This is a genomic window from Streptococcus sp. 10824 (assembly GCF_013276595.1).
Lineage (GTDB): Bacteria > Bacillota > Bacilli > Lactobacillales > Streptococcaceae > Streptococcus > Streptococcus pseudopneumoniae.
Genome location: NZ_VMLH01000057.1, coordinates 1 through 14434, shown reverse-complemented (window position 1 = coordinate 14434; position 14434 = coordinate 1). Strand labels below are relative to the sequence as shown.

The window sequence follows — 14434 nt, the reverse complement described above, 5'->3', positions numbered from 1 at the left end:
ATGTAGCAAAAATTTAGAAATGGACGTGAAGCAAGAAACATGGCACAGTTGTATTATCGTTATGGGACCATGAACTCTGGTAAGACGATTGAGATTCTCAAGGTGGCCTATAACTATGAGGAGCAAGGAAAAGGTGTTGTGATTATGACCTCGGCTCTGGATACGCGTGACGGTGTTGGCTATGTGTCGAGTCGTATTGGTATGAAACGCCCTGCCATTGCGATTGAGGAAACGACGGATATCTTCGGCTATATCCGAGATTTACCAGAAAAACCTTACTGTGTGTTGGTCGATGAAGCCCAGTTTCTCAAGCGTCACCATGTTTACGATCTAGCTCGTGTTGTTGATGAGTTAGATATACCTGTCATGACTTTTGGTTTGAAAAATGACTTTCGCAATGAACTGTTCGAAGGTTCCAAATATCTCTTGCTTTTAGCAGACAAGATTGACGAAATCAAGACCATCTGTCAGTATTGTAAGAAAAAGGCAACTATGGTTTTGCGTACACAGGATGGACTGCCAGTCTATGATGGTGAGCAGATTCAAATCGGTGGCAATGAAACCTATATCTCGGTTTGCCGTAAACATTATTTTGCGCCAATGATAACCTCTAACAAGGAGCAAAACTATGACAATTGAACTAAGAGATGTTACAATGGAAAATTATTTTGATGTTTTGAATTTGGATGTCAAGGAATATCAAAAACAATTCATTGCAACCAACGCAATTAGTTTAGCTGAAGCATACGTCTACACTAAAAATGGAGATTTTGTAGCTCCATTGGTAGTTTATGATAATGATGCAATTATAGGTTTTGTGATGATAGCTTATGATAAAAAGATCGGAATTAGTAGTGGAAATTATTTACTATTTCGTTTTATGATTGATAAGAATTTTCAAAATCAAGGATATTTTAAACCAATTATGGATAAAGTACTAGACTATGTTCGGACAGTGCCAGCAGATTTAAGCAATAAACTTTGGTTGTCTTATGAACCAGAAAATGAACATGCAAGATATTGTTACCTCAGTTATGGATTTAAAGAAACTGGGGAAATATCCGAGAACGAAGTAGTAGCAATCTATGATTTAACAATTGAGAAATAAGGAGAAAAAATGAACATCTATGATCAACTACAAGCTGTAGAAGACCGTTATGAAGAATTAGGAGAATTGCTGAGTGACCCGGATGTGGTCTCTGACACCAAACGTTTTATGGATCTTTCAAAAGAAGAGGCTTCAACTCGTGATACAGTAACAGCCTACCGTGAGTACAAACAAGTCCTTCAAAACATCGTTGACGCTGAAGAGATGATTAAGGAATCAAGCGGAGATGCGGACTTGGAAGAAATGGCCAAGCAAGAGCTCAAAGATGCCAAGGCTGAAAAAGAAGAATACGAAGAAAAACTCAAAATTTTACTCCTTCCAAAGGATCCAAACGATGACAAGAATATCATCCTTGAAATCCGAGGAGCCGCTGGTGGAGACGAAGCTGCACTTTTCGCTGGAGACCTTCTAACTATGTATCAAAAGTATGCGGAAGCCCAAGGCTGGCGCTTTGAAGTCATGGAGGCCTCTATGAATGGTGTCGGTGGTTTCAAAGAAGTCGTTGCCATGGTTTCAGGTCAATCTGTTTACTCTAAGCTTAAGTACGAATCAGGTGCCCACCGTGTGCAACGTGTTCCTGTGACAGAAAGCCAAGGCCGTGTTCATACTTCGACAGCGACAGTACTTGTCATGCCTGAAGTAGAAGAAGTTGAATACGATATTGATCCAAAAGACCTTCGTGTTGACATCTACCATGCATCAGGTGCTGGTGGACAGAACGTCAATAAGGTTGCGACTGCCGTTCGTATCGTTCACTTGCCAACAAATATCAAGGTTGAGATGCAGGAAGAACGTACCCAGCAGAAGAACCGTGAGAAGGCCATGAAAATCATCCGTGCGCGTGTTGCTGACCACTTTGCACAAATTGCTCAGGATGAACAAGACGCTGAGCGTAAATCAACAATTGGTACTGGTGACCGCTCAGAACGTATTCGTACTTATAACTTCCCACAAAACCGTGTGACTGACCACCGTATTGGTTTGACCCTCCAAAAACTAGATACCATTTTGTCTGGTAAATTGGATGAAGTTGTGGATGCCTTGGTACTTTATGACCAAACGCAAAAATTAGAAGAATTAAACAAATAATGAAATTAGCTCAATTATTTTCAGATTTTGAAGAAGAGTTGATAAGACAAGGAGAGGAAGCTGAAAGCCTCTCTTTTGTCTATCGTAGCCTGAAAAATCTATCTTTTACGGGCTTTGTTTTTGCCCTCCAGCAGGAAGTGACGGAAGAGGAAGAAGTATTTGTAAAAGAAATTTTCCAACAGTTAGTAGCTCATAAACCAGCCCAGTATATCATCGGACAGGCAGATTTTTATGGAATGCAGCTAAAAGTTGATGAGCGTGTTTTGATTCCTCGTCCAGAGACTGAGGAGTTGGTGGAGCTTATCCTGGCTGAAAATTCTGAGACGAATCTTTCAGTTCTGGATATTGGAACAGGTAGTGGAGCTATTGCTCTCGCTCTAGCAAAAAACAGACCAGATTGGTCAGTGACAGCAGCAGATATTTCCCAAGATGCTTTAGATTTAGCTAACGAAAATGCTAAAAATCAAAATCTTCAAATATTTTTAAAAAAATCTGACTGTTTTACAGAAATTTCTGAAAAATATGATATAATTGTTTCCAATCCACCCTATATCTCTCGTGAAGATGAGTCAGAGGTCGGCTTGAATGTTTTGCATTCGGAGCCTCATCTAGCTCTCTTTGCAGATGAGGATGGCCTAGCTATTTACCGTAGAATTGCGGAAGATGCAAAAGACTATCTCAAAGATGGTGGTAAGATTTACCTTGAAATTGGATACAAGCAAGGTCAAAGTGTTCCTGATCTTTTTAGGAAACATCTTCCTGAAAAAAGAGTTCGAACACTTAAGGACCAATTTGGTCAAGATAGGATGGTCGTGGTTGATGATGGACAGGATTAAACAAGAGTTGGAAAAGGGCGGAGCTGTCGTTCTGCCTACGGAGACAGTTTACGGTCTCTTTGCCAAGGCTCTAGACGAAAAAGCAGTTGATCATGTATACCAGATTAAACGTCGACCTAGAGACAAGGCACTTAATCTCAATATCGCCTCTCTAGAGGACATCTTGTATTTTTCAAAGAATCAGCCAACTTATCTTCAAAAACTTGTAGAGACCTTTTTACCAGGTCCCTTGACCATTATACTCGAAGCCAATGACCGAGTTCCCTATTGGGTTAATTCTGGCCTTGAAACGGTGGGATTTCGGATGCCCAGTCACCCCATTACACTAGATTTGATTCGAGAGACAGGTCCCCTGATTGGACCGTCTGCCAATATCTCAGGTCAGGCAAGTGGAGTAACCTTTGAACAAATTCTGAAGGATTTTGACCAAGAGGTTCTGGGTCTGGAAGACGATGCTTTTCTAACTGGACAGGATTCAACTATTTTGGATTTGTCTGGAGACAAGGTAAAAATTTTACGCCAAGGGGCGATTAAGCGAGAAGATATTCTTGCTCGGTTGCCAGAGATTTCTTTTGAGGAGGAATGAGATGCTAAGAGATTTAAGAGAAACTGATGTGAAAGCCATTTGTGAAATTAACCAAGAGGCTTTGGGCTATTCTTTTAGTCTAGAGGACACGTCTAGTCAACTAGCTAGACTGTCTCATAATTCACATCATTTCTTACTTGCTTATGAGGATGAAGCTAGTCATGCCTTGCTTGGATATGTCCACGCTGAGGTCTATGAATCACTTTATTCTAAAGCAGGATTTAATATTTTAGCCTTAGCAGTTTCACCTCAAGCGCAAGGTCAAGGTATTGGTAAAAGTTTACTACAAGGGTTGGAACAAGAAGCAAAAAGACGTGGTTATGGGTTTATCCGCTTAAACTCTGCCGATCATCGTCTGGGTGCTCATGCATTTTATGAAAAAGTTGGTTATACTTGTGATAAAATGCAGAAACGGTTTATTCGCATCTTTTAGTTTGATTTTCTAATAAGAAAATTAAACTAATGGACTAGTCACACAATAAAAGGAGAAGACCTATGATTTTTGACAAAGATGATTTTAAAGCATACGATGCTGATCTCTGGAATGCTATTGCCAAAGAAGAAGAACGCCAACAAAACAACATTGAGTTGATTGCTTCGGAAAACGTAGTTTCCAAGGCTGTTATGGCAGCTCAAGGGTCTATCTTGACGAATAAATACGCCGAAGGTTACCCAGGACACCGTTATTATGGTGGAACGGATGTAGTAGATGTGGTAGAATCTCTAGCTATTGAACGTGCAAAAGAAATTTTCGGTGCTAAATTCGCCAATGTCCAACCTCACTCAGGAAGCCAAGCCAACTGTGCGGCTTACATGGCCTTGATTGAGCCAGGTGATACCGTTATGGGGATGGATTTAGCAGCAGGTGGACACTTGACCCACGGAGCTCCTGTTAGCTTCTCTGGTCAAACCTACAACTTTGTTTCTTATAGTGTAGATCCTGAAACGGAACTTTTGGACTTTGATGCCATCTTAAAACAAGCTCAAGAAGTCAAACCAAAACTGATTGTAGCAGGTGCTTCAGCCTATTCTCAAATTATTGACTTTTCAAAATTCCGTGAAATTGCAGATGCCGTTGGTGCTAAGCTCATGGTTGATATGGCTCATATCGCTGGTTTGGTTGCGGCTGGTCTTCACCCGAACCCAGTTCCATATGCTCATATCACCACAACAACGACCCACAAAACCCTTCGTGGACCTCGTGGTGGTTTAATTTTGACTAATGATGAAGACTTAGCTAAGAAAATCAACTCAGCTATTTTCCCAGGTATTCAGGGCGGCCCTTTGGAGCATGTTGTGGCAGCTAAAGCTGTTTCTTTCAAAGAAGTATTAGATCCAGCCTTCAAGGAATATGCTGCCAATGTCATCAAGAACAGCAAGACTATGGCAGATGTCTTCTTGCAAGACCCTGATTTCCGTATCATTTCTGGCGGAACTGAAAACCACCTCTTCCTAGTGGATGTGACTAAGGTTGTAGAAAATGGCAAAGTTGCCCAAAACTTGCTGGATGAAGTCAATATTACTCTAAATAAAAATTCAATCCCTTACGAAACCTTGTCACCATTCAAGACTAGTGGGATTCGTATCGGAGCAGCAGCTATTACTGCACGTGGATTTGGTGAAGAAGAAAGTCGCAAAGTGGCTGAACTCATCATTAAAACCCTTAAAAATGCAGAAAATGAGGCTGTCTTAGCAGAAGTGAGAAGTGCAGTCAAAGAATTGACAGATGCCTTCCCATTATACGAGGACTAAAACTTTTATGGACATTTATATTAAGAAAGCCATTATTCACCAGTTCAGTCCGGATGATACCGAGCTGTTCCTAGCGGATAAGCTTCTCAATATTACTCCAAAAATCGAAGAATACCTGCGTAGAAAAATTGAACGTGTGTATTCAGATGAAGCTAAGACTGGGATTTTCGAGGAAGAAAATCCCTTCTTCAATCATATCACAGACGATTTGTTGGAGACATCAGTAACACTGGCTAATCTCTGGAAAGAAGAGTTCAGTATTTCTGAAAACCTCAAGACCAATGACTTGATTTTTGTGCAATTTTCGAAAGAAGGCGTGGAACATTTCGCTTTCTTGCGAATTGCTCTGCGTGAGACCTTGACTCACCTCGGAGGAGAAGTTGATAATCCAATCAAGCTGACTCAGAATAACCTGCCTGGATTTGGAACAGGGGCTGATGAAGCCTTGGTGGTTAATCTTCAGAACCGCAAGTACCATCTGATTGAAAAACGAATCAAGTATAACGGGGCTTTCTTGAACTATTTTTCAGATAATCTTCTTGCTGTCGCCCCTAAGATTTCTCCTAAGAAATCTATCAAGGAATTGGAAAAAACAGCACAGCGCATTGCTGAGACTTTTAACACAGATGATTTTCAATTTCAATCCAAGGTCAAATCAGCTATTTTTAACAATCTGGAAGAAAGCAATGAATTATCGCCTGAGAAATTGGCTAACGATCTTTTTGATAATAATCTGACTGCTCGTTTGAGCTTTATTGACCAAGTCAAAGAAGCCGTACCAGATCCTGTTCAATTTGATGAAATTGATGCCAGTCGCCAATTAAAGAAATTTGAAAACCAAAAACTTTCCTTGTCAAATGGAATTGAGCTCATCGTTCCCAATAACGTCTATCAAGACGCCGAGTCTGTTGAGTTTATCCAAAATGATAATGGAACCTACTCTATCTTAATCAAAAATATCGAGGATATCCAAAGTAAATAATGTTTAAACGAATTCGAAGAGTGCTTGTACTAGCAGTCTTCCTTTTTGCTGGATATAAAGCTTACCGCATTCACCAAGATGTTAAGCAAGTTATGACCTATCAACCCATGGTGCGAGAAATCTTGAGTGAAAAAGACACCCCAGCAAACGAAGAGCTTGTGCTCGCTATGATTTATACTGAAACAAAAGGAAAAGAAGGCGATGTTATGCAGTCTAGTGAGTCTGCAAGTGGTTCAACCAATACCATCAATGATAATGCCTCTAGCATTCGGCAAGGCGTTCAAACTCTGACAGACAATCTCTATCTGGCCCAGAAGAAGGGGGTAGATGTCTGGACGGCTGTTCAAGCCTACAATTTTGGACCTGCCTATATCGATTTTATCGCCCAAAATGGTAAGGAAAACACCCTAGCACTGGCCAAACAGTACTCTCGTGATACTGTTGCTCCCTTGCTTGGTAATACGACTGGAAAGACTTATAGTTATATTCACCCCATTTCCATTTTTCATGGAGCCGAACTCTATGTAAATGGAGGAAACTATTACTATTCTAGACAGGTGCAACTCAACCTTTACATCATCAAATGTTTTACTCTCTTTTCGACATCTGGCTAGCCCAGGTGTTTTTGTTATAAGTTTTCTTTAAGATAGATATATTACTCTAGAAAGGTAAAGGAGGAAATTCCCTATGAGAAAGAAACTCTTTCTGACTAGTGCTGCGGTCTTGTGGGCAGTAACAGCTATGAATAGTGCCCATGCAGCAACAGATGTTCAAAAAGTCATCGACGAAACCTATGTTCAACCTGAATATGTCCTAGGTTCTTCTCTATCTGAAGATCAAAAAAATCAAACCCTTAAAAAACTAGGCTACAATGCCTCAACAGACACCAAAGAGCTCAAGACCATGACACCTGATGTCTATTCTAAAATCATGAATGTGGCAAATGACTCTAGTTTACAGTTGTATTCATCAGCCAAGATTCAAAAACTAGGTGACAAGTCGCCACTTGAGGTCAAGATTGAAACACCAGAAAACATTACTAAGGTGACGCAGGATATGTACCGCAATGCAGCCGTAACTTTGGGTGTGGAACACGCAAAAATCACTGTAGCAGCACCCATTCCAGTTACAGGTGAGAGTGCCTTAGCAGGGATTTACTATTCGCTAGAAGCTAATGGAGCCAAGGTGCCGCAAGCCAATAAAGATTTAGCTCAAGAAGAGCTAAAGGCTTTGTCAGATATCAATGCTGAAAACAAGGACAAAACAGGCTATGATGCTAATAAATTAAACGTTGCTTTAGCAGATATTAAGTCAGGACTCGCCAAAGCTAAAGAAAGCAAGGGAAATCTGACGGAGGAAGATGTCCGTAAAATCGTTGAAGATACCTTAAAAAATTACAAACTTGATCAGGTTGTAACAGGAAACCAGATCAATATCATCATCAATTTTGCTTTGAATCTCTCAAAGAGTGATATCCTCAGCAATGCAGACTTCACTAAAACCCTAAATGACCTTAAACAAAGCATTGTTTCACAAGCTGGCGACAGTTTTAAAAATATCAACCTTAACTTTGATGCTGATAAGGCGCTAGAGGACGGTGGTAACTTCTTAAGCTCCCTCTGGCAAACCCTTGTCAACTTCTTTAAGAGTTTTGGTTCTTAAGAAATTTCATGGTATAATAGATGGTAACCGTAACGTTGCCGTCTTTTTTGTCGGCCAATAGAAAGAGAAGAGAATGTTAAAGAAAAATGATATTGTAGAAGTTGAAATTGTGGACTTGACCCATGAAGGTGCAGGAGTTGCCAAGGTGGATGGTTTGGTATTTTTTGTTGAGAATGCTTTACCAAGTGAAAAAATCCTCATGCGTGTCCTCAAGGTTAATAAAAAGATTGGTTTTGGGAAGGTTGAAGAATACCTTGTCCAGTCGCCACACCGTAATCAAGATCTAGATTTAGCTTACCTGCGTTCAGGAATTGCAGATTTAGGTCATCTTGCCTATTCAGAACAGCTCAAGTTTAAAACCAAGCAAGTTAAGGACAGTCTATATAAGATTGCTGGAATTGATGATATAGAGGTTCCTGAAACTTTGGGTATGGAAAATCCAATCAAGTACCGCAACAAAGCACAGGTCCCTGTTCGTCGAGTAAATGGTGTCTTGGAAACAGGATTTTTCCGTAAGAATTCCCATGACCTCATGCCTCTAGAAGATTTCTTTATCCAAGATTCTGTGATTGATGAGCTAGTTGTAGCCCTACGCGACTTGCTCCGTCGTTATGATTTGAAACCTTATGATGAAAAGGAACAATCTGGCTTGATTCGGAACCTTGTGGTGCGTCGTGGGCACTATTCAGGTCAAATTATGGTTATTTTAGTGACTACTCGTCCGAAGATTTTTCGTGTGGAGCAATTGATTGAACAATTAACCAAGCAGTTCCCAGACATTGTGTCGGTTATGCAAAATATCAATGATCAGAACACCAATGCAATTTTTGGTAAGGAATGGCGCACACTTTATGGACAAGACTTTATTACTGACCAGATGTTGGGAAATGACTACCAAATCGCTGGACCAGCCTTTTATCAGGTCAATACAGAAATGGCTGAAAAACTCTATCAAACAGCCATTGACTTTGCTGAATTAAAAGAAGATGATGTGGTCATTGATGCCTATTCTGGTATCGGGACGATTGGCCTCTCTGTTGCGAAACATGTTAAAGAAGTTTATGGTGTTGAGGTAATTCCAGAAGCGGTTGAGAATAGCAAGAAGAATGCCCAACTGAACCATATTTCAAATGCCCACTATGTCTGTGACACAGCTGAAAATGCCATGAAGAATTGGCTCAAGGAAGGTATTCAACCAACCGTTATTCTAGTGGACCCACCAAGAAAAGGCCTCACTGAGAGCTTTATCAAGGCAAGTATCCAAACAGGAGCTGAACGTATCGCCTATATCTCCTGCAATGTCGCAACCATGGCGCGTGATATTAAACTCTACCAAGATTTGGGATACGAGTTGAAGAAAGTCCAGCCGGTGGATCTTTTTCCGCAAACGCATCACGTGGAGTGTGTAGGATTGCTTGTACGAGCTGAGTCATCAGCGAAGTAGAAGTAGATTCTCCGCCCATGGGATAGCTGTCGTAGAGTAAGGAGTTTACGACGAAATGATATGGTAAGTCCGAAACGCTCAGTGTGTAAGCTTGTTGCTAAAAGCGTAAAAACCTTGGAACGAAAGGAATAATAGACTTCCTGCGAAACAAAAATACAATACAATAAAACTATGGATGGTGAAGCAAGTAAACAATTAAGCGATAGCCGTTTCAAGAGCCTTGTAGGTGTTCAGCGCACGAGATGTTAGCTGTGTTAAAAACAGCTTATCAACGTAAACGCGCAAAAGTGGACGAAAACCCAAATTAAGCCTAGACGGTCTCCTGGTCTCCTCATGCTAACTATTCAATACATGCGAGAATAGAGCACTTATGAACAAATTGCGGCTGATTTTGGCATTCACGAAAGCAACTTAATCCGTCGGAGCCAATGGGTTGAAGCAACTCTTATTCAAAATAGTTTTACGATTTCAAATTCTGCCTTAATTCTGTAAAAATAGTAAAATTCGAAGGATTGTGAAGGATTGTAAGGTAAGAGTTTTTTTCTTTCTGAAAAAATGGTATAATAGCAATCAAAACTAGAAAATAAAACGGAATTTGGAACAGATTTGTCTGTATCCTAGTAGAGTGGTGATACTATGAAGATTAGTAAGAGGCACTTATTAAATTATTCCATCTTGATTCCCTACTTGCTTTTATCTATTTTGGGCTTGATTGTGGTCTATTCGACCACCAGTGCTATTTTAATCGAAGAAGGCAAGAGCGCCTTGCAATTGGTTCGAAATCAAGGAATCTTTTGGATTGTTAGTTTAATACTGATTGCCTTAATTTATAAATTAAGACTAGATTTTTTGAGAAATGAGCGACTAATCATTTTAGTTATCTTGATAGAAATGGTTTTATTGTTCTTGGCTCGTTTTATTGGTATTTCCGTAAACGGGGCATACGGTTGGATTTCGGTTGCAGGAGTAACTATTCAGCCAGCTGAGTACTTGAAAATCATTATTATTTGGTATTTGGCTCACCGATTCTCCAAACAGCAAGAAGAAATAGCTATTTATGATTTTCAAGTTTTGACTCAAAATCAATGGCTTCCCCGTGCTTTTAATGATTGGCGATTCGTTCTCCTAGTTCTGATTGGAAGTTTGGGAATTTTCCCTGATTTAGGGAATGCGACTATTTTAGTCTTGGTTTCCTTGATTATGTATACAGTTAGTGGAATCGCTTATCGCTGGTTTTCAACCATTCTGGCGCTCGTATCTGCCGCTTCTGTCTTTGTCTTGACCACTATCAGCCTAATCGGTGTTGAGACCTTTTCAAAAATTCCAGTATTTGGCTATGTGGCCAAGCGCTTTAGTGCCTTTTTTAATCCTTTTGCCGATCGTGCTGATGCGGGTCACCAGTTAGCTAATTCTTATTTTGCCATGGTCAATGGCGGTTGGTTTGGTCTAGGTCTTGGAAACTCGATTGAAAAACGAGGTTATTTACCAGAAGCTCATACAGACTTTGTCTTTTCTATCGTGATTGAAGAATTTGGCTTTGTTGGTGCTAGTCTTATTTTAGCTCTCTTGTTTTTCATGATTCTGCGAATTATCTTGGTCGGTATCCGAGCGGAGAATCCTTTTAATGCCATGGTTGCACTCGGTGTCGGAGGGATGATGTTGGTTCAGGTATTTGTCAATATCGGAGGGATTTCGGGCTTGATTCCATCTACAGGAGTGACTTTCCCCTTCTTATCCCAGGGTGGAAATAGTCTTCTAGTCTTATCAGTGGCAGTGGCCTTTGTCTTAAATATTGATGCCAGTGAAAAACGCGCTAAGTTGTACCGAGAATTGGAAAATCAACAAATGAACCTTCTGTGAAGTAGAATAAAGAAAGGATAGTCTATGTCTCTTCAAAAATTAGAAAATTATAGTAATAAAAGTGTTGTGCAAGAAGAAGTATTGATTCTAACAGAATTGCTGGAAGATATTACTAAAAATATGCTTGCCCCAGAGACCTTTGAAAAAATCATGCAGTTGAAAGAATTATCAACTCAAGAAGATTATCAAGGTCTAAACCGTCTAGTGACTAGCTTATCAAATGATGAAATGGTCTATATTTCACGCTATTTTTCAATCTTACCTCTTTTGATTAATATTTCAGAGGATGTGGATTTAGCTTATGAAATCAATCATCAAAATAATATTGATCAGGACTATTTAGGTAAATTATCTACAACGATCAAAATGGTTGCTGAAAAAGAAAATGCCGTTGAAATTCTTGAACACTTGAATGTTGTCCCTGTTTTGACAGCTCATCCAACACAAGTGCAACGAAAAAGTATGTTGGATTTAACAAATCATATTCATAGTCTTTTGCGTAAATACCGTGATGTTAAGTTGGGGTTGATCAATAAAGAAAAATGGCACAATGATTTGCGCCGTTATATCGAAATTATCATGCAGACAGACATGATTCGTGAGAAAAAATTAAAAGTGACTAACGAAATCACGAATGCTATGGAATATTACAACAGCTCCTTTTTGAAAGCTCTACCTCACTTGACGACGGAGTATAAGCGCTTAGCGCAAGCGCATGGTCTGGATTTAAAACAGGCTAAACCAATCACCATGGGTATGTGGATTGGTGGAGACCGTGATGGTAATCCCTTTGTTACAGCAGAGACCTTGAAACAGTCTGCACTCACTCAGTGTGAAGTCATCATGAACTACTATGATGAAAAGATTTACCAACTTTATCGTGAATTTTCTCTTTCAACTAGTATTGTCAACGTCAGCAAGCAAGTCAGAGAAATGGCTCGTCAATCCAAGGATAACTCGATTTACCGTGAAAAAGAGCTTTACCGTCGTGCCTTGTTTGATATTCAGTCAAAAATCCAAGCAACTAAAACCTATCTGATTGAGGATAAGGAAGTTGGGCCTTGTTATGAAACCGCCAATGATTTCTACAAGGATTTGATTGCCATTCGAGATTCTCTACTGGAAAATAAGGGCGAGTCCTTGATTTCAGGTGATTTTGTGGAATTATTGCAGGCAGTAGAGATATTTGGTTTTTACTTAGCATCAATTGATATGCGACAAGACTCTAGCGTCTATGAAGCCTGTGTGGCAGAACTCTTGAAATCAGCAGGAATTCATTCTCGTTATAGCGAGTTAAGCGAAGAAGAAAAGTGTGACCTTCTCTTGAAAGAGTTAGAAGAAGATCCCCGAATTCTTTCTGCGACTCACGCAGAAAAATCAGAATTATTAGCAAAAGAACTAGCTATTTTTAAGACGGCTCGTGTTTTGAAAGATAAGTTGGGAGATGATGTCATCCGCCAGACCATCATTTCGCACGCTACTAGCCTTTCTGATATGCTAGAATTAGCTATTCTATTAAAAGAAGTAGGACTGGTGGATACGGAAAGGGCGCGTGTTCAGATTGTTCCCCTTTTTGAAACAATTGAAGACTTGGATCATTCAGAGGAAACAATGAGAAAATATCTTTCTCTTAGCCTTGCCAAAAAATGGATTGCCTCACGAAATAACTACCAAGAAATCATGCTTGGCTACTCTGACAGTAATAAAGATGGTGGTTACTTGTCATCATGTTGGACCCTCTACAAGGCTCAACAACAATTGACTGCTATTGGAGATGAATTTGGCGTTAAGGTTACCTTTTTCCATGGTCGTGGTGGTACTGTCGGTCGTGGTGGTGGACCAACCTATGAAGCCATCACATCTCAACCGCTCAAGTCTATCAAGGATCGTATCCGCTTGACGGAGCAGGGTGAAGTAATTGGGAATAAATACGGTAACAAAGACGCCGCTTACTATAACCTTGAAATGCTAGTATCGGCAGCTATTAATCGTATGATTACTTAGAAAAAGAGCGATACCAATACCTCAAATCGTTATGAAGCCATTATGGATCAAGTAGTGGATCGTAGTTACGATATCTACCGTGATTTGGTCTTTGGTAATGAGCATTTCTATGATTATTTCTTCGAGTCAAGTCCAATCAAGGCTATTTCAAGTTTTAATATTGGTTCTCGTCCAGCCGCTCGTAAGACGATTACTGAAATCGGTGGTTTGCGTGCCATCCCTTGGGTATTCTCATGGTCACAGAGTCGTGTTATGTTCCCTGGATGGTACGGGGTTGGTTCAAGCTTCAAGGAATTTATCGATAAAAATCCAGAGAATATTGCTATCTTACGAGATATGTACCAAAATTGGCCTTTCTTCCAATCGCTTCTTTCAAATGTTGATATGGTCTTGTCAAAATCAAATATGAATATTGCTTTTGAATATGCTAAACTTTGTGAAGACGAGCAAGTTAAGGCCATCTATGAGACTATTTTAAATGAATGGCAAGTTACTAAGAACGTTATCTTGGCTATTGAAGGACATGACGAACTCTTAGCTGACAATCCATATCTAAAAGCTAGTCTGGATTACCGTATGCCTTACTTTAATATTCTCAACTATATTCAGTTAGAGTTGATTAAACGCCAACGTCGTGGAGAATTGTCAAGTGATCAAGAACGATTGATTCATATCACCATCAACGGAATTGCGACAGGATTGCGTAATTCAGGTTGATAATTTTCAAGAGTGAATATCAAAAAAATTCTAATAGACTATTGACAAGTAGTTTAAAAATGATATAATTTAACCATTCAGAAAAGTAATCGTACAAACTTTTTAGAGAGTCTGTGGTAGCTGAAAACAGATAAGTGGCGATGATGAAAATTGGGCTGAATGCTATTTAGAATTTGAAATCATAAAAATTCGGTGAGCACACCTTACAGTGCATCTCGTTATTGCGAGACAGAGCGATAGGGAAATTCCCTATAATTGAGGTGGTACCGCGCATCGACGTCCTCACACAAGTTTTTTGTGTGAGGACTTTTTTGATGGAGGTTAGTATGGAAAGAAAACGATGGCGTCACTTGTTTATACTCAATGAAAATCAAAGTACAAACTAGGAAGCTAG

At 39.8% G+C, this 14434-nt stretch carries 12 protein-coding genes, 2 pseudogenes and 1 other annotated feature; all 14 genes and pseudogenes read left to right on the top strand.

Going from position 1 to position 14434, the window contains the following annotated elements; genetic code table 11:
* Positions 1–39: 39 nt before the first annotated feature.
* The 14 genes and pseudogenes from HT701_RS05750 (at position 40) to ppc (ending at position 14040) form a co-directional block, all read left to right on the top strand.
* A complete protein-coding gene (locus HT701_RS05750) occupies positions 40–639 on the top strand; it encodes a thymidine kinase (protein WP_023944250.1) in 600 nt (199 codons plus the stop codon).
* A complete protein-coding gene (locus HT701_RS05745; protein ID WP_050261648.1) occupies positions 629–1108 on the top strand; it encodes a GNAT family N-acetyltransferase in 480 nt (159 codons plus the stop codon). Before HT701_RS05750 ends, HT701_RS05745 begins: the two co-directional genes overlap by 11 nt.
* A gap of 9 nt (positions 1109–1117) precedes the next feature.
* Positions 1118–2197: a peptide chain release factor 1 gene (prfA, locus tag HT701_RS05740; protein ID WP_172931297.1), complete on the top strand. Its 1080-nt coding sequence runs from the start codon at positions 1118–1120 to the stop codon at positions 2195–2197.
* Positions 2197–3033 carry a peptide chain release factor N(5)-glutamine methyltransferase gene (gene prmC, locus HT701_RS05735; protein ID WP_172931296.1) on the top strand — a complete coding sequence of 279 codons (837 nt, stop codon included), beginning with the start codon at positions 2197–2199 and terminating at the stop codon, positions 3031–3033. The genes prfA and prmC overlap by 1 nt, the downstream gene beginning before the upstream one ends.
* Positions 3017–3619 carry an L-threonylcarbamoyladenylate synthase gene (locus tag HT701_RS05730; protein WP_172931295.1) on the top strand — a complete coding sequence of 201 codons (603 nt, stop codon included), beginning with the start codon at positions 3017–3019 and terminating at the stop codon, positions 3617–3619. Before prmC ends, HT701_RS05730 begins: the two co-directional genes overlap by 17 nt.
* 1 nt (position 3620) lies before the next feature.
* Complete coding sequence (locus tag HT701_RS05725; protein ID WP_172931294.1) at positions 3621–4052, top strand: GNAT family N-acetyltransferase; 432 nt, start codon at positions 3621–3623, stop codon at positions 4050–4052.
* 62 nt (positions 4053–4114) lie between these two features.
* Positions 4115–5371 carry a serine hydroxymethyltransferase gene (gene glyA / locus HT701_RS05720; protein ID WP_172931293.1) on the top strand — a complete coding sequence of 419 codons (1257 nt, stop codon included), beginning with the start codon at positions 4115–4117 and terminating at the stop codon, positions 5369–5371.
* 7 nt (positions 5372–5378) lie between these two features.
* A complete protein-coding gene (locus HT701_RS05715; RefSeq protein ID WP_172931292.1) occupies positions 5379–6353 on the top strand; it encodes a nucleoid-associated protein in 975 nt (324 codons plus the stop codon).
* The gene (gene pmp23 / locus HT701_RS05710; RefSeq protein WP_000476367.1) at positions 6353–6967 is read left to right on the top strand and encodes a cell wall hydrolase Pmp23; all 615 of its coding nucleotides are present in this window, start codon (positions 6353–6355) and stop codon (positions 6965–6967) included. Before HT701_RS05715 ends, pmp23 begins: the two co-directional genes overlap by 1 nt.
* Before the next feature lie 73 nt (positions 6968–7040).
* Positions 7041–8015, top strand: coding sequence for a DUF1002 domain-containing protein (locus tag HT701_RS05705; RefSeq protein WP_172931291.1), 975 nt, complete (start codon positions 7041–7043; stop codon positions 8013–8015).
* Between the two features lie 73 nt (positions 8016–8088).
* Complete coding sequence (gene rlmD / locus HT701_RS05700; protein ID WP_172931290.1) at positions 8089–9459, top strand: 23S rRNA (uracil(1939)-C(5))-methyltransferase RlmD; 1371 nt, start codon at positions 8089–8091, stop codon at positions 9457–9459.
* 171 nt (positions 9460–9630) lie between these two features.
* Positions 9631–9942 (top strand): annotated as a pseudogene (locus HT701_RS05695) (transposase family protein); the annotation flags it as partial.
* 153 nt (positions 9943–10095) lie between these two features.
* Entirely contained in the window at positions 10096–11319 is a 1224-nt protein-coding gene (locus HT701_RS05690; protein WP_054388329.1) for an FtsW/RodA/SpoVE family cell cycle protein, read from the top strand.
* A 24-nt stretch (positions 11320–11343) separates the two neighbouring features.
* Positions 11344–14040 (top strand): annotated as a pseudogene (gene ppc, locus HT701_RS05685) (phosphoenolpyruvate carboxylase).
* Positions 14041–14109: 69 nt separating this feature from the next.
* Positions 14110–14327, top strand: a binding site (T-box leader).
* The last annotated feature ends 107 nt before the right edge of the window (positions 14328–14434 follow it).

Bases quoted from the DNA above. Each gene is read 5' to 3' on its own strand.
- HT701_RS05750 (WP_023944250.1), top strand. From the start codon at position 40: ATGGCACAGTTGTATTATCGTTATGGGACCATGAACTCTGGTAAGACG.
- HT701_RS05745 (WP_050261648.1), top strand. From the start codon at position 629: ATGACAATTGAACTAAGAGATGTTACAATGGAAAATTATTTTGATGTT.
- prfA (WP_172931297.1), top strand. From the start codon at position 1,118: ATGAACATCTATGATCAACTACAAGCTGTAGAAGACCGTTATGAAGAA.
- prmC (WP_172931296.1), top strand. From the start codon at position 2,197: ATGAAATTAGCTCAATTATTTTCAGATTTTGAAGAAGAGTTGATAAGA.
- HT701_RS05730 (WP_172931295.1), top strand. From the start codon at position 3,017: ATGATGGACAGGATTAAACAAGAGTTGGAAAAGGGCGGAGCTGTCGTT.
- HT701_RS05725 (WP_172931294.1), top strand. From the start codon at position 3,621: ATGCTAAGAGATTTAAGAGAAACTGATGTGAAAGCCATTTGTGAAATT.
- glyA (WP_172931293.1), top strand. From the start codon at position 4,115: ATGATTTTTGACAAAGATGATTTTAAAGCATACGATGCTGATCTCTGG.
- HT701_RS05715 (WP_172931292.1), top strand. From the start codon at position 5,379: ATGGACATTTATATTAAGAAAGCCATTATTCACCAGTTCAGTCCGGAT.
- pmp23 (WP_000476367.1), top strand. From the start codon at position 6,353: ATGTTTAAACGAATTCGAAGAGTGCTTGTACTAGCAGTCTTCCTTTTT.
- HT701_RS05705 (WP_172931291.1), top strand. From the start codon at position 7,041: ATGAGAAAGAAACTCTTTCTGACTAGTGCTGCGGTCTTGTGGGCAGTA.
- rlmD (WP_172931290.1), top strand. From the start codon at position 8,089: ATGTTAAAGAAAAATGATATTGTAGAAGTTGAAATTGTGGACTTGACC.
- HT701_RS05690 (WP_054388329.1), top strand. From the start codon at position 10,096: ATGAAGATTAGTAAGAGGCACTTATTAAATTATTCCATCTTGATTCCC.